The organism is Caviibacterium pharyngocola (assembly GCF_002795405.1).
GTDB classification, from domain to species: domain Bacteria; phylum Pseudomonadota; class Gammaproteobacteria; order Enterobacterales; family Pasteurellaceae; genus Caviibacterium; species Caviibacterium pharyngocola.
Genome location: NZ_PHGZ01000003.1, coordinates 1 through 26,553, shown reverse-complemented (window position 1 = coordinate 26,553; position 26,553 = coordinate 1). Strand labels below are relative to the sequence as shown.

At 43.8% G+C, this 26,553-nt stretch carries 26 protein-coding genes and 1 riboswitch; of the genes, 14 read left to right on the top strand and 12 right to left on the bottom strand.

What is annotated here, in order from left to right; all coding sequences use genetic code 11:
• Nucleotides 1-32 precede the first annotated feature (32 nt).
• The 5 genes from nrdA (at nucleotide 33) to yfaE (ending at nucleotide 5,063) form a co-directional block, all read left to right on the top strand.
• Nucleotides 33-2,303: a class 1a ribonucleoside-diphosphate reductase subunit alpha gene (gene nrdA / locus CVP04_RS00585; RefSeq protein ID WP_100295585.1), complete on the top strand. Its 2,271-nt coding sequence runs from the start codon at nucleotides 33-35 to the stop codon at nucleotides 2,301-2,303.
• A 77-nt stretch (nucleotides 2,304-2,380) separates the two neighbouring features.
• Nucleotides 2,381-3,007: an SLATT domain-containing protein gene (locus CVP04_RS00575; RefSeq protein WP_341476043.1), complete on the top strand. Its 627-nt coding sequence runs from the start codon at nucleotides 2,381-2,383 to the stop codon at nucleotides 3,005-3,007.
• A 13-nt stretch (nucleotides 3,008-3,020) separates the two neighbouring features.
• Entirely contained in the window at nucleotides 3,021-4,151 is a 1,131-nt protein-coding gene (nrdB, locus tag CVP04_RS00570) for a class Ia ribonucleoside-diphosphate reductase subunit beta (protein WP_100295582.1), read from the top strand.
• A gap of 60 nt (nucleotides 4,152-4,211) precedes the next feature.
• Nucleotides 4,212-4,790, top strand: coding sequence for an RBBP9/YdeN family alpha/beta hydrolase (locus CVP04_RS00565; RefSeq protein ID WP_100295581.1), 579 nt, complete (start codon nucleotides 4,212-4,214; stop codon nucleotides 4,788-4,790).
• Nucleotides 4,791-4,814: 24 nt separating this feature from the next.
• A complete protein-coding gene (gene yfaE / locus CVP04_RS00560; protein ID WP_100295580.1) occupies nucleotides 4,815-5,063 on the top strand; it encodes a class I ribonucleotide reductase maintenance protein YfaE in 249 nt (82 codons plus the stop codon).
• A 3-nt stretch (nucleotides 5,064-5,066) separates the two neighbouring features.
• On the opposite strand, the gene dapB is transcribed toward yfaE, so the two are convergent.
• Genes dapB through ribH form a run of 6 tightly spaced genes read right to left on the bottom strand, consistent with a single transcriptional unit; the run spans nucleotide 5,067 to nucleotide 9,025 of the window.
• On the bottom strand, nucleotides 5,067-5,879 hold the full coding sequence (gene dapB / locus CVP04_RS00555; RefSeq protein WP_100295579.1) for a 4-hydroxy-tetrahydrodipicolinate reductase: 813 nt from the start codon (nucleotides 5,877-5,879) through the stop codon (nucleotides 5,067-5,069).
• Between the two features lie 15 nt (nucleotides 5,880-5,894).
• Nucleotides 5,895-6,527 (bottom strand): LysE family transporter, encoded by a 633-nt coding sequence (locus tag CVP04_RS00550; protein WP_100295578.1) that lies wholly within the window; start codon nucleotides 6,525-6,527, stop codon nucleotides 5,895-5,897.
• Between the two features lie 2 nt (nucleotides 6,528-6,529).
• The gene (locus tag CVP04_RS00545; RefSeq protein WP_100295577.1) at nucleotides 6,530-7,021 is read right to left on the bottom strand and encodes a phosphatidylglycerophosphatase A family protein; all 492 of its coding nucleotides are present in this window, start codon (nucleotides 7,019-7,021) and stop codon (nucleotides 6,530-6,532) included.
• Between the two features lie 8 nt (nucleotides 7,022-7,029).
• Nucleotides 7,030-8,067 (bottom strand): thiamine-phosphate kinase, encoded by a 1,038-nt coding sequence (gene thiL / locus CVP04_RS00540; RefSeq protein ID WP_100295576.1) that lies wholly within the window; start codon nucleotides 8,065-8,067, stop codon nucleotides 7,030-7,032.
• Nucleotides 8,068-8,118: 51 nt separating this feature from the next.
• Complete coding sequence (gene nusB, locus CVP04_RS00535) at nucleotides 8,119-8,547, bottom strand: transcription antitermination factor NusB (RefSeq protein ID WP_100295575.1); 429 nt, start codon at nucleotides 8,545-8,547, stop codon at nucleotides 8,119-8,121.
• A gap of 4 nt (nucleotides 8,548-8,551) precedes the next feature.
• On the bottom strand, nucleotides 8,552-9,025 hold the full coding sequence (ribH, locus tag CVP04_RS00530; protein ID WP_100295574.1) for a 6,7-dimethyl-8-ribityllumazine synthase: 474 nt from the start codon (nucleotides 9,023-9,025) through the stop codon (nucleotides 8,552-8,554).
• A 247-nt stretch (nucleotides 9,026-9,272) separates the two neighbouring features.
• Between ribH and CVP04_RS00525 the strand changes: the two genes are divergently transcribed.
• From CVP04_RS00525 to CVP04_RS00515, 3 genes are all read left to right on the top strand, one after another.
• Entirely contained in the window at nucleotides 9,273-10,484 is a 1,212-nt protein-coding gene (locus CVP04_RS00525; RefSeq protein ID WP_100295573.1) for an aromatic amino acid transport family protein, read from the top strand.
• Nucleotides 10,485-10,598: 114 nt separating this feature from the next.
• Nucleotides 10,599-11,810, top strand: coding sequence for an aromatic amino acid transport family protein (locus CVP04_RS00520; RefSeq protein ID WP_100295572.1), 1,212 nt, complete (start codon nucleotides 10,599-10,601; stop codon nucleotides 11,808-11,810).
• Between the two features lie 132 nt (nucleotides 11,811-11,942).
• On the top strand, nucleotides 11,943-13,130 hold the full coding sequence (locus tag CVP04_RS00515; protein ID WP_100295712.1) for an MFS transporter: 1,188 nt from the start codon (nucleotides 11,943-11,945) through the stop codon (nucleotides 13,128-13,130).
• A 124-nt stretch (nucleotides 13,131-13,254) separates the two neighbouring features.
• Here CVP04_RS00515 and ilvN read toward each other — a convergent pair whose 3' ends face one another.
• From ilvN to CVP04_RS00500, 3 genes are all read right to left on the bottom strand, one after another.
• Nucleotides 13,255-13,746, bottom strand: coding sequence for an acetolactate synthase small subunit (ilvN, locus tag CVP04_RS00510; RefSeq protein WP_100295571.1), 492 nt, complete (start codon nucleotides 13,744-13,746; stop codon nucleotides 13,255-13,257).
• Entirely contained in the window at nucleotides 13,746-15,464 is a 1,719-nt protein-coding gene (locus tag CVP04_RS00505) for an acetolactate synthase 3 large subunit (protein WP_100295570.1), read from the bottom strand. The genes ilvN and CVP04_RS00505 overlap by 1 nt, the downstream gene beginning before the upstream one ends.
• A gap of 281 nt (nucleotides 15,465-15,745) precedes the next feature.
• Nucleotides 15,746-17,269, bottom strand: a complete 1,524-nt coding sequence (locus CVP04_RS00500) for a Na+/H+ antiporter NhaC family protein (protein WP_100295569.1) — start codon at nucleotides 17,267-17,269, stop codon at nucleotides 15,746-15,748.
• Nucleotides 17,270-17,365: 96 nt separating this feature from the next.
• Nucleotides 17,366-17,542, bottom strand: a riboswitch (Lysine riboswitch).
• Between the two features lie 205 nt (nucleotides 17,543-17,747).
• Here CVP04_RS00500 and CVP04_RS00490 point away from each other — a divergent pair.
• On the top strand, nucleotides 17,748-18,152 hold the full coding sequence (locus CVP04_RS00490; RefSeq protein ID WP_100295568.1) for an H-NS family histone-like protein: 405 nt from the start codon (nucleotides 17,748-17,750) through the stop codon (nucleotides 18,150-18,152).
• A 78-nt stretch (nucleotides 18,153-18,230) separates the two neighbouring features.
• The gene (purU, locus tag CVP04_RS00485; RefSeq protein ID WP_100295567.1) at nucleotides 18,231-19,067 is read left to right on the top strand and encodes a formyltetrahydrofolate deformylase; all 837 of its coding nucleotides are present in this window, start codon (nucleotides 18,231-18,233) and stop codon (nucleotides 19,065-19,067) included.
• 71 nt (nucleotides 19,068-19,138) lie between these two features.
• On the opposite strand, the gene hemA is transcribed toward purU, so the two are convergent.
• Both hemA and gloB read right to left on the bottom strand, forming a co-directional pair.
• Nucleotides 19,139-20,440, bottom strand: coding sequence for a glutamyl-tRNA reductase (gene hemA, locus CVP04_RS00480; protein WP_100295566.1), 1,302 nt, complete (start codon nucleotides 20,438-20,440; stop codon nucleotides 19,139-19,141).
• A 127-nt stretch (nucleotides 20,441-20,567) separates the two neighbouring features.
• Nucleotides 20,568-21,269, bottom strand: coding sequence for a hydroxyacylglutathione hydrolase (gene gloB, locus CVP04_RS00475; protein ID WP_100295565.1), 702 nt, complete (start codon nucleotides 21,267-21,269; stop codon nucleotides 20,568-20,570).
• 23 nt (nucleotides 21,270-21,292) lie between these two features.
• On the opposite strand from gloB, the gene CVP04_RS00470 reads away from it, so the two are divergent.
• Nucleotides 21,293-21,997 carry a methyltransferase domain-containing protein gene (locus tag CVP04_RS00470; protein WP_100295564.1) on the top strand — a complete coding sequence of 235 codons (705 nt, stop codon included), beginning with the start codon at nucleotides 21,293-21,295 and terminating at the stop codon, nucleotides 21,995-21,997.
• A 47-nt stretch (nucleotides 21,998-22,044) separates the two neighbouring features.
• Here CVP04_RS00470 and CVP04_RS00465 read toward each other — a convergent pair whose 3' ends face one another.
• Entirely contained in the window at nucleotides 22,045-22,386 is a 342-nt protein-coding gene (locus CVP04_RS00465; RefSeq protein ID WP_100295563.1) for a YegP family protein, read from the bottom strand.
• A 165-nt stretch (nucleotides 22,387-22,551) separates the two neighbouring features.
• Between CVP04_RS00465 and ycaO the strand changes: the two genes are divergently transcribed.
• The 3 genes from ycaO to CVP04_RS00450 all read left to right on the top strand — a co-directional run bounded on the left by ycaO (nucleotide 22,552) and on the right by CVP04_RS00450 (nucleotide 26,464).
• Nucleotides 22,552-24,312 carry a 30S ribosomal protein S12 methylthiotransferase accessory factor YcaO gene (ycaO, locus tag CVP04_RS00460; protein ID WP_100295562.1) on the top strand — a complete coding sequence of 587 codons (1,761 nt, stop codon included), beginning with the start codon at nucleotides 22,552-22,554 and terminating at the stop codon, nucleotides 24,310-24,312.
• Between the two features lie 130 nt (nucleotides 24,313-24,442).
• Nucleotides 24,443-24,865 (top strand): Z-ring associated ZapG family protein, encoded by a 423-nt coding sequence (locus tag CVP04_RS00455; protein WP_100295561.1) that lies wholly within the window; start codon nucleotides 24,443-24,445, stop codon nucleotides 24,863-24,865.
• 225 nt (nucleotides 24,866-25,090) lie between these two features.
• Nucleotides 25,091-26,464 carry a Do family serine endopeptidase gene (locus CVP04_RS00450; RefSeq protein ID WP_100295560.1) on the top strand — a complete coding sequence of 458 codons (1,374 nt, stop codon included), beginning with the start codon at nucleotides 25,091-25,093 and terminating at the stop codon, nucleotides 26,462-26,464.
• Nucleotides 26,465-26,553 lie beyond the last annotated feature (89 nt).

Sequence of the window (26,553 nt, the reverse complement as noted above, 5' to 3'; positions counted from 1 at the left end):
TAATATTACTCATTAACTGTTCGGAATCATCTATGAATAAAGCGTTGATGGTCACTAAACGTGACGGAAAATCGGAACCTATCGATTTAGACAAAATTCACCGAGTCATTACTTGGGCGGCGGAAGGGCTGGATAACGTCTCCGTTTCACAAGTAGAATTGCGTTCCCACATTCAATTCTATGAAGGCATTCGCACTTCGGACATTCACGAAACGATCATTAAAGCGGCAGCGGATTTGATCAGCAAAGACGCGCCGGATTACCAATATTTAGCGGCGCGTTTAGCCGTGTTCCATTTGCGTAAAAAAGCTTACGGACATTTTGATCCGCCGCGTTTATACGATCACGTCAAAAAACTCGTTCGAATGGGAAAATACGATCCGGCGTTATTAACCGATTATTCCCGCGAAGAATGGGACAAAATGGACGGCTTTTTGGATCACTGGCGCGATATGACCTTTTCTTACGCCGCCGTGAAACAGCTTGAAGGCAAATATTTGGTACAAAACCGCGTTACCGGCGAAATTTACGAATCGGCGCAATTCTTATATTTATTGGTCGCCGCCAGTTTATTTTCCAATTATCCGGCGGAAACCCGTTTGGATTACGTTCGCCGTTTTTACGACGCTACGTCCACCTTCAAAATTTCTCTGCCGACACCGATTATGTCCGGAGTGCGCACGCCGACGCGTCAATTCAGTTCTTGCGTATTAATCGAATGCGGCGACAGTTTGGATTCCATTAACGCCACCGCCTCGGCGATTGTGAAATATGTTTCGCAACGCGCGGGAATCGGTGTCAATGCCGGTGCAATTCGCGCGCTAGGCAGCCCGATTCGCGGCGGCGAGGCTTTCCATACCGGTTGTATTCCGTTTTATAAATATTTCCAAACCGCGGTAAAATCCTGCTCGCAAGGCGGTGTGCGCGGTGGTGCGGCGACGGTTTATTATCCGATTTGGCATTTGGAAGCGGAAAGCCTATTAGTGTTAAAAAATAACCGAGGCGTGGAAGATAACCGCGTGCGTCATATGGATTACGGCGTTCAATTAAACAAATTGATGTATCAACGTCTGATTAAAGGCGGCGATATTACCTTATTCAGCCCGTCCGATGTGCCGGGGCTGTACGCGTCGTTTTTTGCCGATCAAGAAAAATTCGAACAGCTTTATGTACAATACGAACAAGATCCGAACATTCGTAAACGCACGGTAAAAGCAGTGGAATTGTTCTCGTTATTAATGCAAGAACGCGCGTCAACCGGACGAATTTATATTCAAAACGTGGATCACTGTAATACCCATTCGCCGTTTGATCCGGCGGTGGCGCCGATTCGTCAATCCAATTTATGTTTGGAAATCGCCTTACCGACCAAACCATTGGAACATATTAACGATGAAAACGGCGAAATCGCTTTATGTACGCTATCCGCGTTCAACTTGGGCAAAATCGACGATTTGGATGAATTGGAAAATCTCGCGGATCTCGCCGTGCGCGCGTTAGACGCCTTATTAGATTATCAAGACTACCCTGTCGCTGCAGCGAAACGCAGTTCGCTTGCTCGTCGCGCCTTAGGAATCGGCGTGATTAACTATGCCTATTATCTGGCGAAAAACGGCGTGCGTTATTCCGACGGCAGCGCCAACAATTTAACGCATCGCACCTTTGAAGCCATTCAATATTATTTATTGAAAGCCTCGATGAATTTGGCGAAAGAACTCGGCGCGTGCGATTATTTCGGCGAAACCACTTATGCTAAAGGTATTTTGCCGATCGATACCTATAAAAAAGATATCGATAGTTTAACCGACGAACCGTTGCATTACGATTGGGAAAGCTTACGCAAAGATATTCAAACCTTCGGCTTACGCAATTCCACCTTAACCGCGTTAATGCCGTCGGAAACTTCGTCGCAAATTTCCAACGCCACCAACGGTATCGAGCCGCCGCGCGGACACGTTAGCGTGAAAGCCTCTAAAGACGGTATTTTGAAACAAGTGGTGCCGGATTATGAAAACTTAAGCGACAATTATGAATTGCTGTGGGATATTCCGAGCAACGACGGATATTTGCACCTTGTGGGCATTATGCAAAAATTTGTCGATCAAGCGATTTCCGCCAACACGAATTACGATCCGAAACGCTTTGAAGACGGCAAAGTGCCGATGAAAGTGTTGTTAAAAGATTTGCTCACCGCATATAAATACGGCTTAAAAACCCTTTATTACCAAAACACCCGTGACGGCGCGGAAGACGCGCAAGAGGATTTGGACGACGGCTGCGCAGGCGGTGCGTGTAAAATTTAGAGTTTGGCATGGAAAAATTTTAGATATGTTAAAAACATCATGGTATTGGATATTCTCACTGAACCCTAAAGAGATATATATCGGATCCTATAGACAAATTACTAAATACGATGAAGATAACATCAAAAAGTAGATTCAATGCTTCTACTAGGATTTTTTTCATTAGTAAAATTTCTTTTATAACAACAACTATTCTATCGTTAGGATTAATATTAATCCCAATGCTGAGTATGATCATAAAAGAAGAAACGTTTAGCTCTCAAACTCTAAATATCGTGCAAGTATTTTTAGCTGTTTCAGTTTTAGTTTACTCCACTATTATTGGGACAGCTAAATACGAAGTTAGAGCTAAAGAGCTTGACTCGTGTGGCGTAAAAATTAAAAATTTAATCCGTGAAATAAGGGCTCATAGAGCAAAAACAAATGATGATGCTCTAATGAATGAACTAGATAAATACACGGAAAAATATAATGAATTAGTTGAATCTTGTGAAAATCATAATCGAGCTGATTATATTTATGCACAATTAGATTTAAGTGATATATACACTATTACTGGACTACATAGAATGGCGCTATTCTGCAAATTTATATTTTTATACATTTTTCCATATATAATTCCATGTATCCTAATTCTATTAGAAGTGTTTTTTTTATCTGATTTATTAGGGATAACACAAATTTTTGTAAATTATTTAAAATAAAGGATAATAGGCTGTGGCATATACGACTTTTTCCCAACATAAAAACGATCAATTAAAAGAACCGATGTTTTTCGGTCAGAATGTTAACGTCGCGCGTTACGATCAACAAAAATACGAAACCTTTGAAAAACTGATTGAAAAACAACTTTCTTTCTTCTGGCGTCCGGAAGAAGTGGACGTTTCGCAAGATCGTATCGACTATCAAGCGCTTCCTGAACACGAAAAACATATTTTTATCAGTAACTTAAAATATCAAACGTTATTGGATTCCATTCAAGGACGCAGCCCGAATGTGGCTTTGTTGCCGTTGGTGTCCATTCCCGAATTGGAAACTTGGATTGAAACTTGGACGTTCTCGGAAACCATCCACTCGCGTTCTTACACCCATATTATCCGCAATATCGTCAATGATCCGTCCATTGTGTTTGATGACATCGTGACCAACGAAGAAATCATTAAACGGGCCAAAGATATTTCTGCTTATTACGATGATTTAATTCGCGACAGCCAACTTTACGGCTTGTACGGCGAAGGCGTTTATCAGGTTGACGGCAAAGAATGCGCGGTAAACTTGCGCAACTTGAAAAAACAACTTTATTTATGCTTAATGAGCGTAAATGCCTTGGAAGCCATTCGTTTCTACGTGTCTTTCGCCTGCTCTTTCGCCTTTGCCGAACGCCAATTAATGGAAGGCAACGCGAAAATCATTAAATTCATCGCCCGCGATGAAGCCTTGCACCTCACCGGCACGCAACATATTTTGAACATTATGGCGGCGGGTCAAGACGATCCGGAAATGGCAGAAATCGCCGAAGAATGTCGTCAAGAAGCCTATGATTTGTTCGTCGCTGCGGCGGAACAAGAAAAACAATGGGCGGATTATTTATTCAAAGACGGATCGATGATCGGTTTGAATAAAGATATTTTGGTGCAATATGTGGAATATATCACCAATATCCGTATGCAGGCAGTCGGCTTGCCGTTGCCGTTCCAAGCGCGTTCCAATCCGATTCCTTGGATCAATGCGTGGTTGGTTTCCGATAATGTACAAGTAGCGCCGCAAGAAGTGGAAGTAAGTTCTTATCTTGTGGGGCAAATCGATTCGAAAGTCGATACCAGCGATTTCGGCGACTTCGATCTGTAAAAACCGACTTATTTTTCACCGCACTTTTTCGCATAAAGTGCGGTGATTTTTCGAGACAAAATGAAACAAGTTTATATCGTTCACGGTTATACCGCCTCACCGAATTCCCATTGGTTTCCTTATTTAAGCCGAGAATTGCAGCGCCGTCACATTCGTTGCGACAGCTTGGCAATGCCGAATTCCGCACAGCCGAACGAACGGGAATGGCGTGCTTATCTTTCCGCGCATACCGAATTAAGTGAAGAAACCCTGTTTGTCGCGCACAGTTTGGGTTGTATCGCCACGTTAAATTTTTTAGCCGATCGCTATTCGACGCATAATCTGCCCCCGATTCTCGGCGGAATTTTCGTTTCTGGCTTTTATCAACCGCTTGATAATTTACCCGAACTCACGCCGTTCGCTACGGCTTTCGCACAACTGCCGCACGATCATTTCGCGCAAATTTTTCGCCGCACGCCGACAGTTATCGCCGCTTGTGATGATCCGGTGGTGGCGCATTCTCACAGCGATCAACTCGCTCGCTTGTTAAATGCCGAATACATTCGTTTGCCGCAAGGCGGGCATTTTTTAGATCGTCAAGGCTGGTATGAATTTCCTCTGGTTTTAGCGAAACTTTGCGCATTATTTGAAGAAAAATAACCGCACTTTTTATGGCTTGTCGAAATGAAAATTTATTTACTCCGTTCCGATTTGACGATCGAACATCATAATCAGCTTTCTTTATTGGAGAATCTGGAACGCCACGGTATTCATCACGAATACCAATGCCGTGCCGGTTATTGCGGTTCTTGTCGGGTAAAAATGCGAAAAGGCAAGGTGTCCTATAAAGAAACGCCCCTTGCCTTTGTTAATCCCGATGAAATCCTGCTGTGCTGCTGTCAGGTTGAGCAGGATTTGGAGTTGGAACTTTAAAAATTACAGCGAATTTAAGCTTAACACATCCGTCATATCGAATAATCCGGTGTCTTTTTGCGCTAGCCATTTTGCCGCACGAACCGCGCCGTTTGCGAAAGTCATTCGGCTGGAGGCTTTGTGAGAAATTTCCACCCGCTCGCCGATATCAGCAAACCATACGCTATGCTCGCCGACTACATCGCTGGCGCGAATAGTGGCAAAACCGATTTCATCACGTTTGCGTTCGCCGGTAATTCCTTCGCGGCAAAATACGCCGTGCGTTTTTAAATCGCGCCCTAAGGTTTTCGCAATATGCTCGCCCATTGACAGCGCCGTGCCGGACGGTGCGTCCACTTTATGACGGTGATGCGCTTCAATAATTTCGATATCGCAATAATCGCCCATTACTTTCGCCGCCTTTTCCAACAATTTGAACACCAAATTTACGCCGACGCTAAAATTGGAAGCGAACACAATCGCAGTTTTTTCCGCCGCACTTTGAATTGCCGCTTTGCCCGCGTCATCAAAGCCGGTGGTACCGATGATCATTTTTTTGTGATTTTCGACACAGAATTGAATATGCGCCAAAGTGCCTTCCGGACGGGTAAAATCGATTAATAGATCAAATTGATCTTTTTGCGCAGCCAAATCGTCGGAAACTTTCACGCCCAGCGTGCCGACACCCGCCAATTCGCCGGCGTCCGCGCCGATTAAAGAAGAACCTTGACGTTCGAATGCGGCGCCGAGTTCCACGTCTTCCGCCGCTTGAACCGCTTGAATTAATTGGCGACCCATTCGTCCGCCCGCGCCTGCTACGGCAATTTTTAATGTCATTATCGTTTCCTCATTTTAAGATGTGATGTTGATGATTGCGGATATGCCCGAGTAAATCAATTCCACGCCGAATAATAAGAACACGGCGCCGGAAAAGTTATCGATATATCGATTATATTTTGCATAAAAATTTCGCACCGGCGTGCGTGAAAACAAAAAAGCGACCAAGGTAAAATAAGCGAATGTTTCTAAACAGAGCAGAAAAATGATCGCGATCATTTCCGAAATCGATGCAATATTCGCCATAAAACCGGATAATACGCTGGTAAAAAAGACCACGACTTTCACGTTGCTTAAATTAATCAGCAAGCCTTTTAAAATTTCTTGTCCGAGATTACGCCGCGCGTGCGATGGTTTGCCAGCCGACAGCAAAGCATTTTGCGTGACGCGCAACATTTTAATGCCGCAATACGCCAAATAGCCGCCGCCCAAGCACATAATTACATATTGAATCAAATTATTGGCGCGGTTAATTAAGGATAATCCGAAAATAACCACCGCCGCCCAAAATAAGATGCCCAAGCCGATTCCGAATGCGCCGGCGATAGCATTATTGCGCGTATCGCTCGCCGCTTTGCGACTGATATAGAAAAAATCAGGGCCGGGACTAAGTAAGCCGGCTAAATTTACAAGTAATACGGTAAACATAATTAAACAAATGCCACGATTAAACGCAAAACAATCACTGCATAAATCGCCGCCAGCACGTCATCGATCATTATGCCGAATCCGTTTTCCAATTTTTGATCGAAATAACGAATCGGATAAGGTTTTAAAATATCAAAAAAGCGAAATAACCCGAATGCGGCAAGATACCAATACCAAGAAAAATCGGGCAATGCCGCAAGAACGATAAAAATGCCGACGAATTCGTCCCAAACGATAGCGCCGTGATCGTGCACGCCCATATCATCGGCGGTTTTTTGGCAAAAATAACAACCGAATACGAAACAAAGTGCGGTCAAAATAATAAATAAAACGGGCGAGAGATAAGGTTGCAACAACGCGCCTAATATGACTGCCGCCAGCGATCCCCAAGTGCCCGGCGCCGGGTGCATTAATCCCGAACCGAATCCGAGGGCACAAAAATGAATCGGGTTACGCAAACTTAGGCGTGATAAAGGCGAATTTTTCGAGTGCATAAGAGCTCCTAACGAAAATGATCAAAGCCGGCGGTATCGACTAATTCCACCAGTTGTCCGTCGCGCTGAAAACGCAAGCGTTTTTTATGATGCGGGTTAAAGCCGTGAATTTGTCCGACACAGGTATAAGCCACGCCCATATGCATTAAAGCGCGCTCCAATTTGGCGCGATTATGTTCCGAAACCGTAAAACACAATTCGTAATCTTCACCGCCGGTCAAGGCAAATCGTTCCGCTTGTTGCGCACCGAAAACCTTGATTAGCGATGCGGACAACGGCAATTTTTCCAGATGAATTACCGCACTGCATTGGCTACGCTCTAAAATATGGGTTAAATCGGCGAGAAACCCGTCGGAAATATCAATCGCCGCATTGGCGAGCGACGATACCGCAAGTTCGAAACCGAGCAACACGCGCGGTGTCGGGCGTAAATGACGTTGAATTAAATAGCGACAATCATATTCATTAAGCGAAGAAATCGACACATTTTCCACCGCACTTTTGGTCGTCGCGCCGTTTTCCCGCAACAATAACGCTAAACCGCCCGCGCTGTCGCCCAAAGAACCGGAGATATAAATCCAATCGCCGACTTTAGCGCTGTGTCGGCATAAGGCTTTGCCTTTGGGAATAATGCCTTGCGCGGTAATGGTGATAACGTGCAACGCGCCTTTTGTGGTATCGCCGCCGATCAAATCGACGTTGTAATGATTCAACACCTCAAAAAAACTTTGGCTGAATTCATCCAGCCAAAGAGAATCGATTTTCGGCAAGGTTAACGCGAGAGAAAACCACGCGGGTTCCGCGCCCATTGCGGCGAGATCGCTTAAATTCGTCGCCGCCGCTTTGTAAGCCAAATCGGCGGGACGAATAGTCGGGAGGAAATGCGTATTTTCCACCATCGTATCGGTGGTAATCGCAATACGTTGATTTCGGCTGTGTTCGGTAATAGCGCAATCGTCGCCGATGGACACAATCACATCCTTACGGCGCGGGCGTTTCGAGGCGGTGAAATAACGTTGAATCACATCAAACTCGCCATTACTCATCAGATACCTCTCAAACAATGGTTATTATGCCTATTACAACCGATTATGCGGCTATTTTCGCGCCAATGCCGGCGCAACTTTGTCTAATACGCCATTGACGTATTTATGGCTTTCATCGGCACCGAACACTTTCGTGACTTCGATTGCTTCATTAATCACCACTTTATAAGGCACGTCCGTTTCAAACTGCAATTCGTAAACCGCAAGACGCAAAATCGCTTTTTCGATCGGATCCAATTCATCCAAATTACGATCCAAATGCGGCGCTAAAGTGCGGTCAACTGTGTCAATGTTTTCTATGGTTTGACGGAATAATTTACGGAAATAAGGCAAATCCACGCCTTTCATTTCTTGTTCGGTAACGAAATTTAATTCCACCGTTTCCGCCGGATTTTGCGACACATACCAAGAATATAACGCTTGCACTGCACATTCTCTGGCGCGACGACGAGGCGAGGCTTTTTTTACTTGTTCAGTCATATCGTTACGCCGTTTCGATTTGAGCCAATAAATTTACCATTTCTAAGGCAACAAGCGCGGCTTCCGCACCTTTATTGCCAGCTTTGGTACCTGCACGCTCGATGGCTTGTTCGATATTTTCCGTGGTCAACACACCGAACGCCACCGGAATTTCCGCTTGCATCGCTACTTGACCCAAGCCGCTGCTCGCTTCGCCCGCCACATATTCAAAATGCGCCGTACCGCCGCGAATCACCGTGCCTAATGCCACGATAGCATCGTATTTTTTGCTTTCTGCCAAACGACGCGCCACCAACGGCAATTCATACGCACCCGGCGCACGAACCAACGTAATGTTTTCGTCTTTCACTTGACCGATACGCTTTAATGCATCCAACGCGCCTTCTAATAAACTTTCGTTGATAAAACTGTTAAAACGCGCAATTACAACCGCGATTTTGGCATTCGGTGCCGCCACGGCGCCTTCTAATACTTTCATATACCTTCCTAATAGTCATTTATTCAGTAAAAAATCGGTTACGGATTTTAACATAAAAAGCCCGTCGATGTAACAAAATACCGAGCTTCCCTTTTAGGCAATCGGTGAAATTTACGCCGAGCAGTGTCTTTTTTCTTCGAATCCTTGGTAAGGTGTATAAAAATCCTAACAAGTGTAAAAATAACATTACATCATAAATAATTTACGCTAAAATGACCGCACTTTTCACTACAATGGGACTCTATCAATGAATAAAACACTAGGTAGTACATTAATTGTTGCGGGTACGACTATCGGCGGCGGAATGTTGGCAATGCCGTTGACCTCCGCCGGAATCGGTTTCGGTTTCACCGTTACTTTATTGATTTTATTATGGTTATTGCTTTCTTTCGCCGCATTGCTTTTCGTCGAACTATATCAAACCGTCGAAAGTGACGCGGGAATCGGCTCCTTGGCGGAAAAATATTACGGTCGTTTCGGACGTATTTTATCCACCGCCGTGCTGTTGACTTTTCTTTACGCGTTGGTTTCCGCTTATGTCGCCGGTGGCAGTTCGTTGTTGGCGGCACTGTTGCCGGTAATCAATGACGCCGAAACTACATCGCGTATTGCCGGCGTGATTTTCACTGTGGTATTCGGCATTTTTATCGTGCTCGGCACAAGCAGCGTTGATAAAATCAACCGTATTATTTTCTTCAGTAAAATCGTTTTCTTCATTTTGGTTTTATTCTTGTTGTTGCCGAAAGTGCGGTTGGAAAATTTATTAGAAATTCCGATCGATAACGCGTTGATTATTTCCGCCAGCCCGATTTTCTTTACCTCATTCGGCTTTCACGGATCGATTCCGAGTTTAAATAAATATTTGGACGGCAATGTCAGAGCATTACGCATTTCGGTTTTAGCCGGTACGTTTATTCCGCTTGTCGCCTATATTTTATGGCAATTAGCAACGCACGGCGTGTTAAGCCAAACGGAATTTTTAGCGATTTTGCAACAAGATCCAACCTTAAACGGACTTATCACCGCCACCACTCAAATCACCGGCAGCGAAATGATCGGCGGCGCAGTGCGTTTATTCTCCGCTTTAGCCTTGATCACCTCGTTTTTAGGTGTGGCGCTCGGTTTGTTCGAATGTTTGGAAGATTTGTTGAAACGCGTCAATGCGCCGACCAACCGAGTTTTCTTAGGCGTGCTGACCTTTTTACCGCCGCTTGCTTTTGCCCTGTTTTACCCGCAAGGATTTATCGCTGCCCTCGGTTATGCAGGACAAATGTTTGCTTTTTACGCCATTGTTTTACCTATCGCAATGGTATGGAAATTGCGCAAAATGTACCCGAATTTGCCTTATCAAGTAAAAGGCGGCACGCCTTCTTTAGTGATCACCTTAATTATCGGTGTATTTATCGTAATCGTGCCGTTTTTAATTCAAGCGGGTTACTTGCCGAACGTGGTCGGTTAAAGGCTCTTATATAAATCGTAAAGAAATTAAAACACTAACGTAAAAAAATAATTACAATCACCAAAAAGTGCGGTAGAATAACCGCACTTTTTTATGTAATAAAGGAATTTCTTTATGAAAAACAAAACCTTCGGAAGCGCCTTATTAGTCGCAGGAACCACAATCGGTGCGGGAATGTTGGCAATGCCGCTTACTTCCGCAGAAATGGGATTCACTTACACGCTTGCGCTGTTATTTGCGCTATGGATTTTACTTTCTTACAGTGCCTTACTGTTTGTCGAGGTCTATCAAAAAGCAGAACGAAAAGACGCGGGTATCGCCACCCTCGCCGAACAATATTTCGGAATGACGGGTCGCGTATTAGCCACGCTCTCTTTAGTCATCTTTATGTACGCCATTTTATCCGCCTATGTCACCGGCGGCGGTTCCTTATTGGCGGGGATTCTGCCGTTTTTAGGCGACAACGCCACACCGATTTCCATTGTGTTATTTACCGTGGTGTTAGGTATATTCATTGTAATCAGTACCGGTGCGGTGGACGGACTCACTCGTTTGTTATTTATCATTAAACTGGTGGCTTTCGTTTTAGTGTTGGGAATGATGTTGCCGTTAGTCAAATCAGACAATCTTATGGCAATGCCGTTAAAAGATTTTTTGATCATCTCCGCCAGTCCGGTATTTTTCACTTCTTTCGGTTTCCACGTGATTATTCCGAGTATTAACAGCTATTTAGACGGCGATATTCGTCGTTTACGCATTGCCATTATTACCGGTACGGCGATTCCGTTGGTGGCTTATATTTTATGGCAAATGGCGACGCACGGCGTGTTCCCGCAATCGCAATTCGTGCAAATTATTAATACGGATCCGACCTTAAATGGCTTAGTTAACGCCACTTATCACGCAACGGAAAGTTCGTTAATCAGCGGCGCGGTGAGAACGTTCTCCACCCTTGCCTTAGTGACGTCTTTCCTTGGTGTGGCGCTGTCTTTATTCGATTGCTTGGACGATTTGTTAAAACGCGTCAATATTCGCGCCGGTCGTATCGGATTAGGTTTATTAACCTTCCTGCCGCCGCTTGCTTTCGCTCTATTCTATCCGGACGGTTTTATCGCAGCATTAGGTTATGCAGGTCAAATGTTCACCTTCTACGGTTTAGTGTTGCCGGTGGGAATGGCGTGGCGCGCAAGAAAAATCTATCCGGATTTGCCGTATCGCGTATTAGGCGGAAATATCAGTTTATTTATCGCCTTATTATTAGGCTTATTAATTATGAACGTGCCATTCTTAATTCAAGCGGGTTATTTACCGGCGGTTGTCGGCTAATTCAAACTTTATTTTAATAAACCTTGGGCGGCAAATTTGTCGCCCGATTTTCATTGGATTTTCCCTTTTTCATTTCTTCCGTGCAAATTACGCGCTAAAATAACGTCATTTTCTTTTTATCGTTAAATGATTATGTCTTTATTGCCGCCTCCTTCGGAAAAACCACTTAATTTAATCGCCTTTGCGTTTCTATTAATTGCATTTTTAACCGGTATCGCCTCCTCCTTTCAACAACCGACGCTGAGCTTGTTTTTATCGCAAGAAATTCACGCCTCGCCTTTTATGGTGGGCTTATTTTATTCCGCCAATGCGATTATCGGGATCTTGTTAAGCCAACTTATCGCCGCTTATTCTGATAAGCAAGAAGATCGCCGCAAAGTCATTATGATTTGCTGTTTGTTATCCATTATCGGTTGTGTGATTTTTGCTTATTGTCGCAATTATTGGATTTTAATTATTTTAGGCACGACATTGCTCGGACTCGGTTCGGCAAGTAATCCGCAATCTTTCGCTTTGGCGCGCGAATATACCGAAAGTGCGGGTAAAGAAAGTGTGATGTTCACCACCATTATGCGCACGCAAATTTCCTTGGCGTGGATCGTCGGTCCGCCGTTATCTTTCGCGATCGCGTTGAATTGGGGATTCAGTTATATGTATTTGGTTGCCGGCGCCGCCTTTTTGCTTTGCGCCTTGGCAACAATTTGTTTATTACCGAAAATCTCGCGTAACCTTGCCAAAACGCAACAAAGCGGAGAAATAATCGAAGCACCTCGAACACAGCGGAAAAGTACGGCGTTTTTATTTGCGGACTGTTTGCTGTGTTGGATGTGTAACAGTATGTATTTCATCAATATGCCGTTGTATTTAATTCATCAATTACATTTGCCGGAGCAACTTGCCGGTATTTTAATGGGTACGGCAGCGGGACTAGAAATTCCGGTAATGCTATTAGCCGGCTATTTAACCCGTTTTCTCAGCAAAAAACAGTTAATGTTCACCGCACTTTTTTGCGGCGGGCTATTTTATATCGGCTTATCCGTTGTGCAACAAACTTGGATGTTGATTGCTTTGCAGGGATTAAACGCAATTTTTATCGGCATTATCGCCACCATCGGAATGGTTTATTTTCAAGATTTAATGCCGAGACAAATGGGCGCGGCGACGACCTTATTCAGCAATACGGCGAAAAGCAGCTGGATTATCGGCGGGCCGGTGGCAGGATTTATCGCGGAATTTTGGCATTATAACAGCGTATTTTATGTGTCTATTTTGATTTTATTGGTCGCGGCGTTTTGTCTGCACAAAGTAAAATCCGTCTAAAACAAAATCCGCTCGATTTCGCAACAACGGCGACGAGCGGATTTTATTCAACTAAGGTCTGTTCGATATTCATCACATTCCCTTCACCATTGAAAGCGAAGGGAAAGAATCGATAAACTAGCATTTATAAGCAGTTTTTCTCACCGCGAGATAAACTGATTAAACCGGAACGAACAATTTCAATCAGCGAACTTTCTTCTTTAATCGCACCGACAAAAGCATCCAATTTGTCTTTCGTACCGATTAACTGAATGGTGTAAGATTTTGTCGTTACATCCACGATTTGTCCGCGGAAAATTTCGGTCAAACGTTTTAGTTCATCGCGTGAACTGCCTTGCGCGCGCACTTTGACTAACATTACTTCACGTTCGATATGTTCGCAATCGCTTAAATTAATCACTTTAAACACATCGATAAGTTTATGTAATTGCTTTTCGATTTGCTCAAGCACTTGTTCGTCGCCGTAAGCTTCAATGGTCATCCGCGATAAGGTTGGATCATCCGTCGGTGCCACGGTAAGACTTTCGATATTAAACGCCCGTTGGGAAAATAAACCTACCACACGAGATAATGCTCCTGATTCATTTTCTAATAATACTGATAAAATTCTACGCATTATGCATTCTCCGGTTTAGTTAAAATCATTTCGTTCATTGCGCCGCCACGTACTTGCATCGGATAAACGTGTTCGGTTTCATCCACTTTAATATCCACAAAGACTAATTTGTCTTTTACGGCAAAGGCTTGGGCTAGTTTTTCTTCCAATTCGTCCGGCGTATCGATTTGAATACCGACGTGACCGTAAGCTTCCGCCACTTTAACGAAATCCGGTAAGGAATCCATATAAGATTGCGAATGACGTCCGGAATAAATCAAATCTTGCCATTGTTTTACCATTCCTAAGAAACGGTTATTTAAGCTAACGATGACAACCGGAATGCCGTATTGCTGCGCGGTGGATAACTCTTGAATATTCATTTGAATACTACCGTCACCGGTTACGCATACTACGGTAGCATCCGGATGTGCCAATTTCACCCCAAGTGCCGCCGGCAAGCCGAATCCCATTGTGCCCAACCCGCCGGAATTCACCCAACGACGCGGCTGTTCGAACGGATAATGCAACGCGGCGAACATTTGGTGTTGTCCTACATCGGAGGCAACATACGCTTGACCTTGCGTCAATTTATACACCGTTTCGATGACTTGTTGCGGTTTGATTACCTTACTTTGGCGATCAAATTCCAAGCATTTTTTCGCTTTCCATTCGTCGATTTGTTTCCACCAGTCTTCAAGGCTGGCTTGCGATTTCGCCAAGCTATCATCTTCCAATAAGGTTAAGAATTCGTTTAAAACGCTTTCCGCGCTGCCCACAATCGGAATCGCCGCCGGTACGTTTTTCGAAATCGACGTCGGATCGATGTCGATATGGATCACTTTGGCATTCGGACAATATTTCGCTAAATTATTGGTGGTACGATCATCAAAACGCACGCCGATACCTAAAATCAAATCACTGTGATGCATTGCGGTATTGGCTTCGAAAGTGCCGTGCATACCCAACATCCCTAAGAACTGTTTATCCGTTCCCGGATATGCGCCTAATCCCATTAAAGAGGACGTCACCGGTAAATTTAACCGTTTCGCCAACTGAATTAATTGATCGTGACAATTCGCCGTAATCGCGCCGCCGCCTACAAACATTACCGGTTTTTTCGCGACTAACAAGGCTTTTAAGGCTTTTTTGATTTGTCCTTTATGTCCTTGCAAGGTCGGATTGTAAGAACGTAACGCCATTTCTTCCGGATAATGATAAGGGAATTTATTCGCCGGATTGACTACGTCTTTCGGTACATCGATTACCACCGGCCCCGGACGACCTGTCGAAGCAATATAAAAAGCTTTTTTAATGATTTCCGGAATTTCTTCCGCATTTTTCACTAAAAAGCTATGTTTTACTACCGGACGAGAAATGCCGACCATATCGCATTCTTGGAACGCATCGCTACCGATTAAATTCGACATAACTTGACCGGAGAACACCACTAACGGCACCGAATCCATATAAGCGGTGGCAATACCGGTAATCGCATTGGTCGCGCCCGGTCCGGAAGTCACCAATACGCAACCCACTTCGCCGGTAGAACGCGCATAGCCGTCCGCCATATGTACCGCCGCTTGTTCGTGACGAACAAGGATATGCTCGATACCGCCTAAAGTATGAATCGCATCATAAATGTCCAATACCGAACCGCCCGGATAACCGAACACAAATTTAACGCCTTGATCACGCAAGGATTGCACAATCATTTCCGCACCGGATAATTTTTTCATTTTTACCTCTCAAATCCACCGCACTTTTGCTAAGAATGACTAAGTTTGTATTTCATTGGTGTTAGTTTTACCCGAATAGAAAATTTTTGTCTATGAAAATTTTACCAAAAATACGAGAAAAAACCCCATTTCATTAATATAAAAATATCGAGTTTATAAAAATTTCGATATTTTATAAACAAAAATAAACTTAAAAATAAAAAAATGCGACATTATGCCGCATTTTATAAAATTCACAAAATTAAAAATTTTTATTTAAAAATTTGCGCAAGATCACATTTTTAACGTTTCTTAAATAAGAAAATCATTCCCGCCAAAGCAACGCCGGTTGCAACAAAGCCGAGTAAGCCGGATTCGGTTATCCCGACCACTAAATAGCCGATTGTCGTTGCCGCTGCAAGCGTTAAAGCATAAGGTAATTGCGTGGTCACGTGATCCATATGGTTACATTTCGCACCGGTTGAAGACAAAATAGTGGTATCGGAAACCGGTGAACAATGGTCGCCGCATACTGCACCCGCCATTACTGCGGATAAGCAAGGCAACATTAATTCCGGCGCGGCGTTTGCTGCAATAGCGGCGGCAATCGGCAGCATAATCCCGAAAGTTCCCCAGCTGGTACCGGTGGAAAATGCCATTACCGCACCTAAAATAAATAACAATGCCGGTAAAACCGCAACCGGTAAATTCCCCGAAACTAAGGAAGATAAGTAAGTACCGGTTTTAATATCGCCGACCACATTATTAATCGTCCACGCAAAACAAAGAATTAAGATTGCACCGAGCATTGATTTCATTCCGACTGCGTAAGATTTGAAGTAATCCGCCAAACCGACTTGTTTGTCGAATAAAATGCATAATGTCGCAACCAAAATAGAGGCGGAACCGCCGACTACCAAGGAAATCCCTACGGTAGTATTTTCAAATGCGCCTAATACGCTGAACGGTTTGCCGTCGGCGCTTAAGGCTTGATTTCCCGTATATAACATCATCGCAATGGTCGCTATAATCAGTACGACAATCGGTAAAACCAAATTACGCACGTGACCGACCACGCCGTTTTGTTCTTCTTCCTCGGCATCCGCACTTTCCAACGCGAGTTTTTCGTGTCTTGCCATCGAACCGATGTCAAAAGAAAAATATGCCACGAAGAACACCATAATAATGGAAAAAATCGCGTAGAAGTTCATTGCGCTCATCGCCATAAACGCGCCGATCGGTGAATATTCCGTCATCGCATAAGTAGCTAATAAGCCGGAAATTAAGGTGATGATATAAGCGCCCCAGCTGGAAACCGGCATCATTACGCACATCGGCGCGGCGGTGGAATCCAGAATATAGGCTAATTTTGCGCGGGAAACTTTAAATTTATCCGTCACCGGACGCGCAATCGCCCCTACCGCCAAACTGTGGAAATAGTCATCGATAAAGGTGACGAAAACTAATGACGCCGCCATTAATTTCGCCCCGCGACGACCTTTAATACGTTTCTGTGCCCATTCTGCAAAAGCACGGTTGCTGCCGGAAACGGTTAAAAGTGCGGTTAAAATTCCTAATAATAATAGGAATAAAATGATATTGATCGTATCGAAATTAAATCCGTCTTCACCGTAAACCAATGACGACACGTTGTTGAATAAATAAGAGACCGTATTGCCGAGATTAAAATCGGCTAACATTAACGCCCCGATCACAATACCGACGGTTAAAGATAAAATCACTTTACGGGTGATAATCGCTAAAAATAATGCTAAAAGCGGCGGTACGACCGACCAAATCGACGTGGAATAATCTGCAAGTTCCATTATGTTCTACCTAAAATTAAGGGAGAACCACTGAGGTTACTATTTTAAAGAATGGTAAAAAATTTAAAATAAAGGCAGGTGAAAAAGAACCTAACCTAACCAAGTAGCACTCCATAGTGACTAAAAAAGACTATGACAGTGACGTTTCTTTCAAAGACGCCCCCAACCAGTTAAAATGACTTTCAACTGATTTCGGCAACCATTCCTTTCATTTTTCCTCATCGTTATCCACTCAGAAAAAATACTTATAATGGCTGCACCTCTACACAAGTAGGATGCTGCAAAGATTACAATAAGATAGCTCAAATGCCAATAGTGCGGACGAATATTTTTCATCGAATAAAATAAAAACGCCGAATTTGCAGAAAAAACCAAATTTAATTTAATTTTGGATTTACCTGAAAACATATTTTAGTTATTATGCGAGAATCTTTTAAAGATATAAAATTATAAACAATGAAAAAGACAAGGAGTAAAAATGAGTGATCTATTAAAAGTATTAAATAATATTCGTAACTTGCGCGTTGCTACCCGTGAATTAACATTAGAGCAACTTGAAAGTATCGCGGAAAAAATTTCGTCCGTTTTAGAAGAAAAACGTGCCGAAATCGAAGCAGAACAACGTAAAGAACAAGAACGCCAAGAACGCATCGAAAAATATAAAGAATTATTAAGACAAGACGGCATTACCGCGGACGAACTTGCCGAAATCGTCGGCTCAAGCGTGGTGACTCAACGTAAAAAAAGAGAACCGCGTCCGGCAAAATACCGCTATACCGATGAAAACGGTAATCAAAAAACTTGGACAGGTCAAGGCAGAACGCCGCGCGCCATTCAAAGCGCATTAGACGCCGGTCGCTCATTAAACGAATTCGAAATTTAATTCGCCCGTTTCGGAGTAAAACCCATATATATGGGTTTTACTTTTTTATAAACCCTGATATTTAAATTTGTTCCGACTATGATTGAAAATAAAATATTATTAACCGATTGCCCCGACGATAAAGGATTAATCGCTAAAATTACCAATATATGTTACAAACACCAACTCAATATCATTCATAATAACGAGTTTGTGGATTTTGAAACCAAACATTTTTTTATGCGCACCGAATTACAGGGTATTTTTAATGAAGAAACCCTCTTGGCGGATTTAAATTTCAGTTTACCGGCGGGAACGAATTGTCGTTTACTCGGCACAGCGAGAAAACGTATCGTGATCTTGGTCACCAAAGAAGCGCATTGTATCGGCGATATTTTAATGAAAAATTATTACGGCGGATTAGACGTTGAAATTGCCGCCGTTATCGGAAACCACGACACCTTAAGAACCTTGGTCGAACGCTTTGATATTCCGTTCCATTGCGTCAGCCACGAAGGATTAACCCGCGTCGAACACGATAAACTATTGGCGGCAAAAATCGACGAGTACGCGCCGGATTACATCGTGCTTGCCAAATATATGCGCGTGTTAAATCCGGAATTCGTCGCACGCTACCCGAACCGCGTGATCAATATTCATCACTCGTTTTTACCGGCATTTATCGGCGCCAAACCTTATCAACAAGCCTATGAACGCGGAGTGAAAATTATCGGCGCCACCGCCCATTTCATTAATAACGAATTGGATCAAGGCCCGATTATTATGCAAAACGTGATCAACATCGATCACACCTACAGCGCCGAAGCAATGATGCGCGCCGGTCGCGACGTAGAAAAAACCGTTTTAAGCCGCGCCTTGGATTTGGCGTTGCACGATAAGATTTTTGTCTATCAAAACAAAACCATTGTGCTTTAAATGCAAAAAGTGCGGTTTTTTTACCGCACTTTTCTCTATTTTCACGCTTTTCGCTATTTTCATTCTTTCCGTTATTTTTTTCGTTCCACAAACTGTGAAAACGCTTGCAAGCCTTGCGCATTGCCCGCACGAACCATTGTTTGCATTGCTTGCGTCGGTTGATGAATCAGTTTGTTCATTAATTTATAACTTAATTCTTGCAACACTTGTTCGGCGTTTTCGCCTTGTTGCAACGCCGATAAGGATTTTTCCAATAACTCTTGCCGCGTTTGTTCGGCATCTTCACGATAGGCACGAATCAAATCGGAAAACTGATGTACTTTTAGCCATTCGAAAAAATCATCGCTTTCTTCTTGGATAATTTTTTCCGCTTGCGCCGACGCTTGTTCACGGCGACTTAAATTGCGTTGAATGATCGTTTGTAAATCATCCACCGTATAATGATACACGCTATCCAACTCGCCGACCGAACTTTCCACATCACGCGGTACGGCAATATCCACGATTAACATCGGTTTACCGCGACGGATTTTTTGCGCTTGGCGCACCATTTCTTGGCTGATCAACGTATGCGGGCTGCCGGTGGAGCTGATGATAATATCCGCTTGATCAATACCTTCTTGTAATTGTTGCAACGAAAGCAGACGAATTTCCTGATTGCTATCTAATTTGTCCACCAACGCTTGCGCGCGCGCCAAAGTGCGGTTGGAAATCGTTAAACTTTTGACGCCGTGACGCAATAAATGACGACTGACCAACTCGATGGTTTCGCCTGCGCCGACCAGTAAAATATTTAATTTGCGCAAGCTATCAAAAATCTGCCGTGCTAAGGTACAGGCGGTATAAGCGACGGAGACCGCATTTTCGCCGATATCGGTTTCCGTGCGCACACGTTTTGCCGTAGAAAAGGTTTTTTGGAATAAGCGCAACAACTCGCCCGACATTGCTTGTTGTCGATCCTGATAATATTGCTCGCTAATTTGAAATGCTTGTTTGACTTGCCCCAAAATTTGCGGCTCGCCCAGCACTAAGGAATCCAATCCGCACGCCACGCGCATTAAATGATGCGCCGCATTTTGATTTTGTTGCGAATAAAGGCTCGGCATCAGATCATCTTTGCGTAATCGGTGCACTTCCGCCAACCAATCGATGCATTGTTCGATCCATTGCGGATTATCTTGCGGCGCAACGGTTTTATTATGCAAATACACTTCCGTTCGGTTACAAGTGGATAAAATCACCGCGCTGTCCGCTAAGGCGGATTGCGCAATACTTTGCAACGCCGTCAAACGCTTTTCCTCGGGAAACGCCACTTTTTCGCGCAAATCCACGGAAGCCGTTTTGTGATTAATACCCAGAACAAGAATTGTCATAATTTATTGAAATTTAACCGCACTTTGCGGTTATATCGCCCACAAGAAAAATAAAAAAGAAAACCCGATCATTTTAATAAATTGTCTCTCATTGAGCAAACCTTCCCGTCAAATTTTTAACAAAATGTTAAAAATTATCCTTTGCTTGACGCAGGCGAATAAATTCATTTTCGTCTGCCGCTTGTAAAAACGGATTGATTTGTTTTTCAAAACTTAGCAAAGTCGGCACGGACGGGCGATTTTGCGCACGCCGATTTTCCACTTCATTCATATAGGCTTTGATCCGCGCATTTTCCGGCATTACGGCTTCGGCAAAACGTAAATTACCGAGGGTATATTCGTGCGCCGGACAAACCAAAGTATCGTCCGGCAGCGCCTTCAGCCGTTGCAAAGATTCGAACGCTTGATGATAATCACCGGTAAACACGCGTCCGCAACCGGCAGAAAACAAACAATCGCCGCAAAATAAATGCCCGTCCACCACAAAACTGAGGTGCTGCGCCGTATGCCCGCCGGTGGGTAACGCTTGAATACGATAATTAGTAGTACGAATTTCGCCTTCGGCAACAATATGGGTCGCGCCTTTGGATTGGGTTTCCGCCGAACCGAAAATCGGCACGTTCGGATAACGTTGTTTAAATGCCGCCACGCCTGCAGTGTGATCATCGTGATAGTGAGTCAACAACACCGCTTCAGGTTGCAAATTTTGTTGCTGAAAATAAGCGAATAATTGCACGGTTTCAGCGGGATCGATCACAATTACGGATAAATTTTCTCGTCCGTAAAGCCAAATATAGTTATCATTAAGAACAGGAATCGGAATTAGCATAAATACTCCTTGAAGGTGGCAAAATGAAACGAAACGACCTTTTTGCAACGGTTCGCTTGCCCGCAAGCTGGCAAGAAATACCGCAGGGCGAGCAATATTGTACCCTACTCGGTGACTTTTTTGCGCCTTATTTTTCCACCGTCGCGGAGGAACAATTTTTACAACTGGGCGGGTTAAGCGGCGAAATACCGTGCGCACCGCATTGCCATCAAATAATTCTTCATCCGGAAATTCACGAAAATTTGACCGCACTTTCCGCCCGCCCGAATTTTTCCGTCATCCAAGCGGAATTCACCGCCTTGCCTTTCGTGCAAGGTTCGATCAATGCGTGTTTATTAGCGAATACGCTAAATTTTTGCGCAGATCCTTATGTCTTATTAAGAGAAATTTTGCGCGTTTTAAGTGATGACGGCTATTTGTTTGTTTCCCTGTTTAATCCGTACAATCCGACAATGTTAAAAAACGCTTTCGGTATCGGACAACACGCCGTGCCGTTTTATCTGCGTTTTCCTCATCTTATTGTGCAATGGTTGGAGCAACGCGGTTTTCGCCTTCAGCTTCAACAAAATTTATCCTTAAGCAAAAACGACCGCACTTTTGCGCCTTTCAGCATTTTAATCGCACAAAAGCAAACTTATCGCGTTATTTCCGCAGATCCGCAATTAAATTTCAATTCGACCAAAGAACTTGCCACTGCAACCGCGTTTCGCAGAATTAAAGAGCATTAAAAAAGGCGATAAACTTGCTCTATCGCCTTTTGCTATTTTGCAGATATTTACTCCGCCGTTTTATCTTTAATCACCGTCGTCGCGGCATTATTCATCACGGATTTCACCCCGTTTTCAGCGGCGACTTTGGACGAATAATACTCGCTGCGCCCGATTTCTTGATGATTTTTTGCTTTCAAAATGAAATAAGGCTGCCCGTTCACCGTGGCTTTGTATTCGAAATTCGCTTCATCGCCGCCGTTTTTTTGCACGGAAGCAATGCCGTTTTCCGCCGCGGCGCGCGATTTATACCGTTCGCTGGTCAAAATCACCTGACTATTCGCCGCTTTCAGGTTAAACATAAATTGACCGTCTTTCGCTAATTTTAATTCATACCAACCTAATGCCATTTTTCCCTCCGATTATTTGGAAATAGTTGAAAAAATAGCATAAAACGATTTTTTCCGTTTGCAAATCATTAATTTATTAATTTGTGATAATCGTCATATTATACTTGCCGAACACCTCAATCTCCCCTATTATTGCCGCTTTCCATTACCGAAAGAGAATCAAAAATGACCGAACAAACTTTTATTCCGGGTAAAGATGCCGCCCTTGAAGACAGTATCGCAAAATTTCAACAAAAACTGACCGCACTTGGCTTTAATATTGAAGAAGCTTCGTGGTTAAATCCCGTTCCGAACGTTTGGTCGGTGCATATTCGCGACAAAGATTGCCCGCAATGTTTCTCCAACGGTAAAGGCGCAAGCAAAAAGGCGGCGCTGGCTTCCGCATTGGGCGAGTATTTCGAGCGCCTTTCCACCAACTACTTTTTTGCCGATTTTTATCTCGGTCAGGATATTGCTAACGGCGATTTCGTTCATTATCCGAGCGAAAAATGGTTTCCGATTGAAGACGACGAAACTTTACCGGAAGGCATTTTAGACGATTATTTATCGAATTATTTCGATCCGGATTGCGAATTAACGCCGGAATTATTGGTGGATTTGCAATCGGGAAATTACGATCGCGGCATCGTGACGATGCCTTATGTTCGTCAATCGGATCAACAAACCGTGTATATTCCGCAAAGTATCATCGCTAATTTATACGTTTCCAACGGAATGTCGGCGGGTAATACCAAAAACGAAGCGCGTGTACAGGGTTTATCCGAAGTATTTGAACGTTACGTGAAAAATAAAATTATCGCCGAAGCCATCAGTCTTCCGTTGATTCCAGATGAAGTAATGGCGCGTTATCCGTCCGTTCAAGCCTCCATTCAAAAATTGGAAGACGAAGGTTTCCCGATTTTGGCGTATGACGCCTCTTTAGGCGGACAATATCCGGTGATTTGCGTGATTTTATTAAACCCGAATAACGGCACGTGCTTCTCCTCTTTCGGCGCGCATCCGAATTTCCAAGTGGCATTAGAACGTACCGTCACGGAATTATTACAAGGGCGCAGTTTAAAAGATTTGGACGTATTCACCCCGCCATCGTTCAACAATGAAGACGTGGCGGAACACGCCAACCTCGAAACCCATTTTATTGATTCGAGCGGTTTAATTTCGTGGGATTTATTCAAACAAGACGCGGATTTCGACTTTGCCGATTGGGATTTTTCCGGCACGACGCAACAAGAATACGACAATCTTATGGCGATTTTCCGAAAAGAACAAAAAGAAGTTTACATAATGGATTACAACCATTTAGATGTTTACGCCTGTCGGATTATCGTGCCCGGAATGTCGGATATTTATCCGCCGGACGATTTAATCTACGCCAACAACAATATGGGAATGGATTGGCGTGAAATCCTGTTGGATCTACCGCACTTTCATCACGATCAAGGCACTTACGAAGAATTATTAGCCGAACTGGATGAGCAAGGCATTGACGACGCCACACGCGTGCGCGAATTTATCGGCATCGTTGCACCGCCGCAATCCGGCTGGACAACCTTGCGTATCGGCGAATTAAAATCAATGCTGTATCTTGCCTTAAATGATCTTGACGCCGCATTGGATTGGGCAAACTGGACAATGAATATGAACGGCTCAGTATTTACGCCGGCGCGCGCAAACTATTATCGCTGTTTGATTAGTAGTATCGAATTATTCTTGGATCAAACACGCGAACCGGAACAATATCGTATGGTTTTTGAAAAAATGTACGGTAAAAGTGCGGTGGATTTTGCGTGGAAAGCGGTGCAAGGCGGCAATCCGTTCTATGATTTGCTTGCCGACGACGAGCATTTGCAACATTTCCAAGCACATCAAAAACTACTCGCCGCTTACGCAAAATTGCAAAAAGCCAAACGCGAAAACTGGAAGTAAAACAATGTATTACGTGCCGATTAAAAAATTTTTGGCGCGTAATATTTAATATTGTGATCCGGTGCAAAGAAATTTTCTTCATTTAACGTTATGATAACAAAGTTATTTTTATAATGATGAGGAGTATTTTATGCAAAATTTATCACCCGAAGTCTGGCAAGGTATCTTAATCGGTTTGGTTGTGGGCGTGGTTATCGGCTATATTCTTGTGCGTTTAACCAAGGGTTCCGTGAAAAAACAAGTGAAAACGGAAGCGGAATTAAATCAGGTGAAAACCGAATTAAACGAGCAAAAACAACAGCTTGAAAAACATTTTGCCGAAAGTGCCGATTTGCTTAAAACCTTGGCGCAAGACTATCAAAAACTCTATCGTCATTTGGCGAGTTCTTCCGTCGCGCTATTGCCGGAACAAGCCGATAAAGAATGGTTCGGAAAAAATCTGATCGCGGATCATTCGGCGCCTGCAAACGCGGAAAATCCGGCGGAAGATCAAGATAGCCCGCCGCGCGATTATTCGGAAGGATCGTCCGGTCTCTTAAAAACGGAAAAATAATACAATCGAACGGCGGGACGACTCGCCGTTTTTTATGTTTCATTACAAAAAGCGATAAATTTCGCTAATATAAGATCGATTTTTACGATTTCCAGTCCGTTTCAACTTTTTTTCAACTTTATTGCATTTCCGCCTAAAACCCCCGAACATTCCCTTGTTTTTCTTGTCTTAGTGCATACATTGTTAACGCAATGATTCTTTTTTATTTGAAATGGAGAACTCAAAGTGAAGAAAAAAACCTTTCTATTAAGTAGTATTATGCTCGGATTATCCGTCTTAACGGCGTCAGTTTCAGCCCAAGCCGCCCTTCCCTCTTTCGTGGAAAATCAAGCAGTACCAAGCCTTGCGCCGATGTTGGAAAAAGTATTGCCGTCGGTTATTTCGATTGCGGTCGAAGGTAAACAAAAATCCTCTTTCCAAAACGATAATATTCCGGAAGAATTTAAATTTTTCTTCGGACCGGATGCTTTCGGCGACAGCTCGCCGCGTAATTTTAAAGGCATCGGTTCGGGCGTGATCATTAACGCAGAAAAAGGCTATGCCTTAACCAATAATCACGTTATCGATCAAGCGGATAAAATCACCGTCAAATTACAAGACGGACGCGAATTTAAAGCCAAAGTCGTGGGTAAAGACGAAATGTCAGACGTGGCATTAATTCAGCTGGAAAACCCGAAAAACCTCACCGAAATTAAAATTGCCGATTCCGATAAATTACGCGTCGGCGATTTCACCGTTGCTATCGGTAATCCTTTCGGTCTCGGACAAACCGCTACTTCAGGGATTGTCTCCGCATTAGGTCGTTCAACCGGTTCCGACAGCGGTACTTATGAAAATTATATTCAAACCGATGCCGCCGTTAACCGCGGAAATTCCGGCGGCCCGTTGATTAATTTGAACGGCGAGCTAATCGGTATTAACACCGCCATCATTTCCCCAAGCGGCGGAAATGCGGGTATCGCCTTTGCTATTCCGAGCAATATGGCGAACAGTTTAGTTCAACAAATTCTTGATTTCGGCGAAGTGCGTCGCGGATTGCTCGGCATTAAAGGCGGCGAATTAAATGCCGATTTAGCCAAAGCTTTTAACGTAGAAGCGCAACAAGGCGCCTTTGTCAGCGAAGTGTTACCGAATTCCGCGGCGGAAAAAGCCGGCATTAAAGCGGGCGATGTGATTACGGCAATCAACGGTCAAAAACTCGCCGGTTTTGCGGAATTACGCGCGAAAATCGCCACCGCCGGCGCGGGTAAAGAAATCGAATTAAGCTATTTACGCGACGGTAAAAGCGCAACGACAAAAGTTACCTTACAATCCGACGAGCAAACACAAGCCAATGCAAGCGGCGTGCTGCCGGCATTAGACGGTGCGGAACTTAGCAATTATGACAGCAAAGGTCAAAAAGGCGTATCAATCGGCAAAATTAAAGCCCGTTCAATGGCGGAACAACGCGGATTGAAAAACGGCGATATTATTATCGGCGTAAATCGCCAACCGATTGAAAATCTTGCTCAGTTGCGTAAAGCGTTGGAAGATCAAAAATCCGCCGTTGCGTTAAATATTTTACGCGGCGATTCGAATTTCTATTTGCTGATCCAATAATATTAAACTGATAAACGGCACATAATGTGCCGTTTTTGACTGATGACAAACCTGATTTAAATCGTATTTTATATGTAGGATGGGCTTTA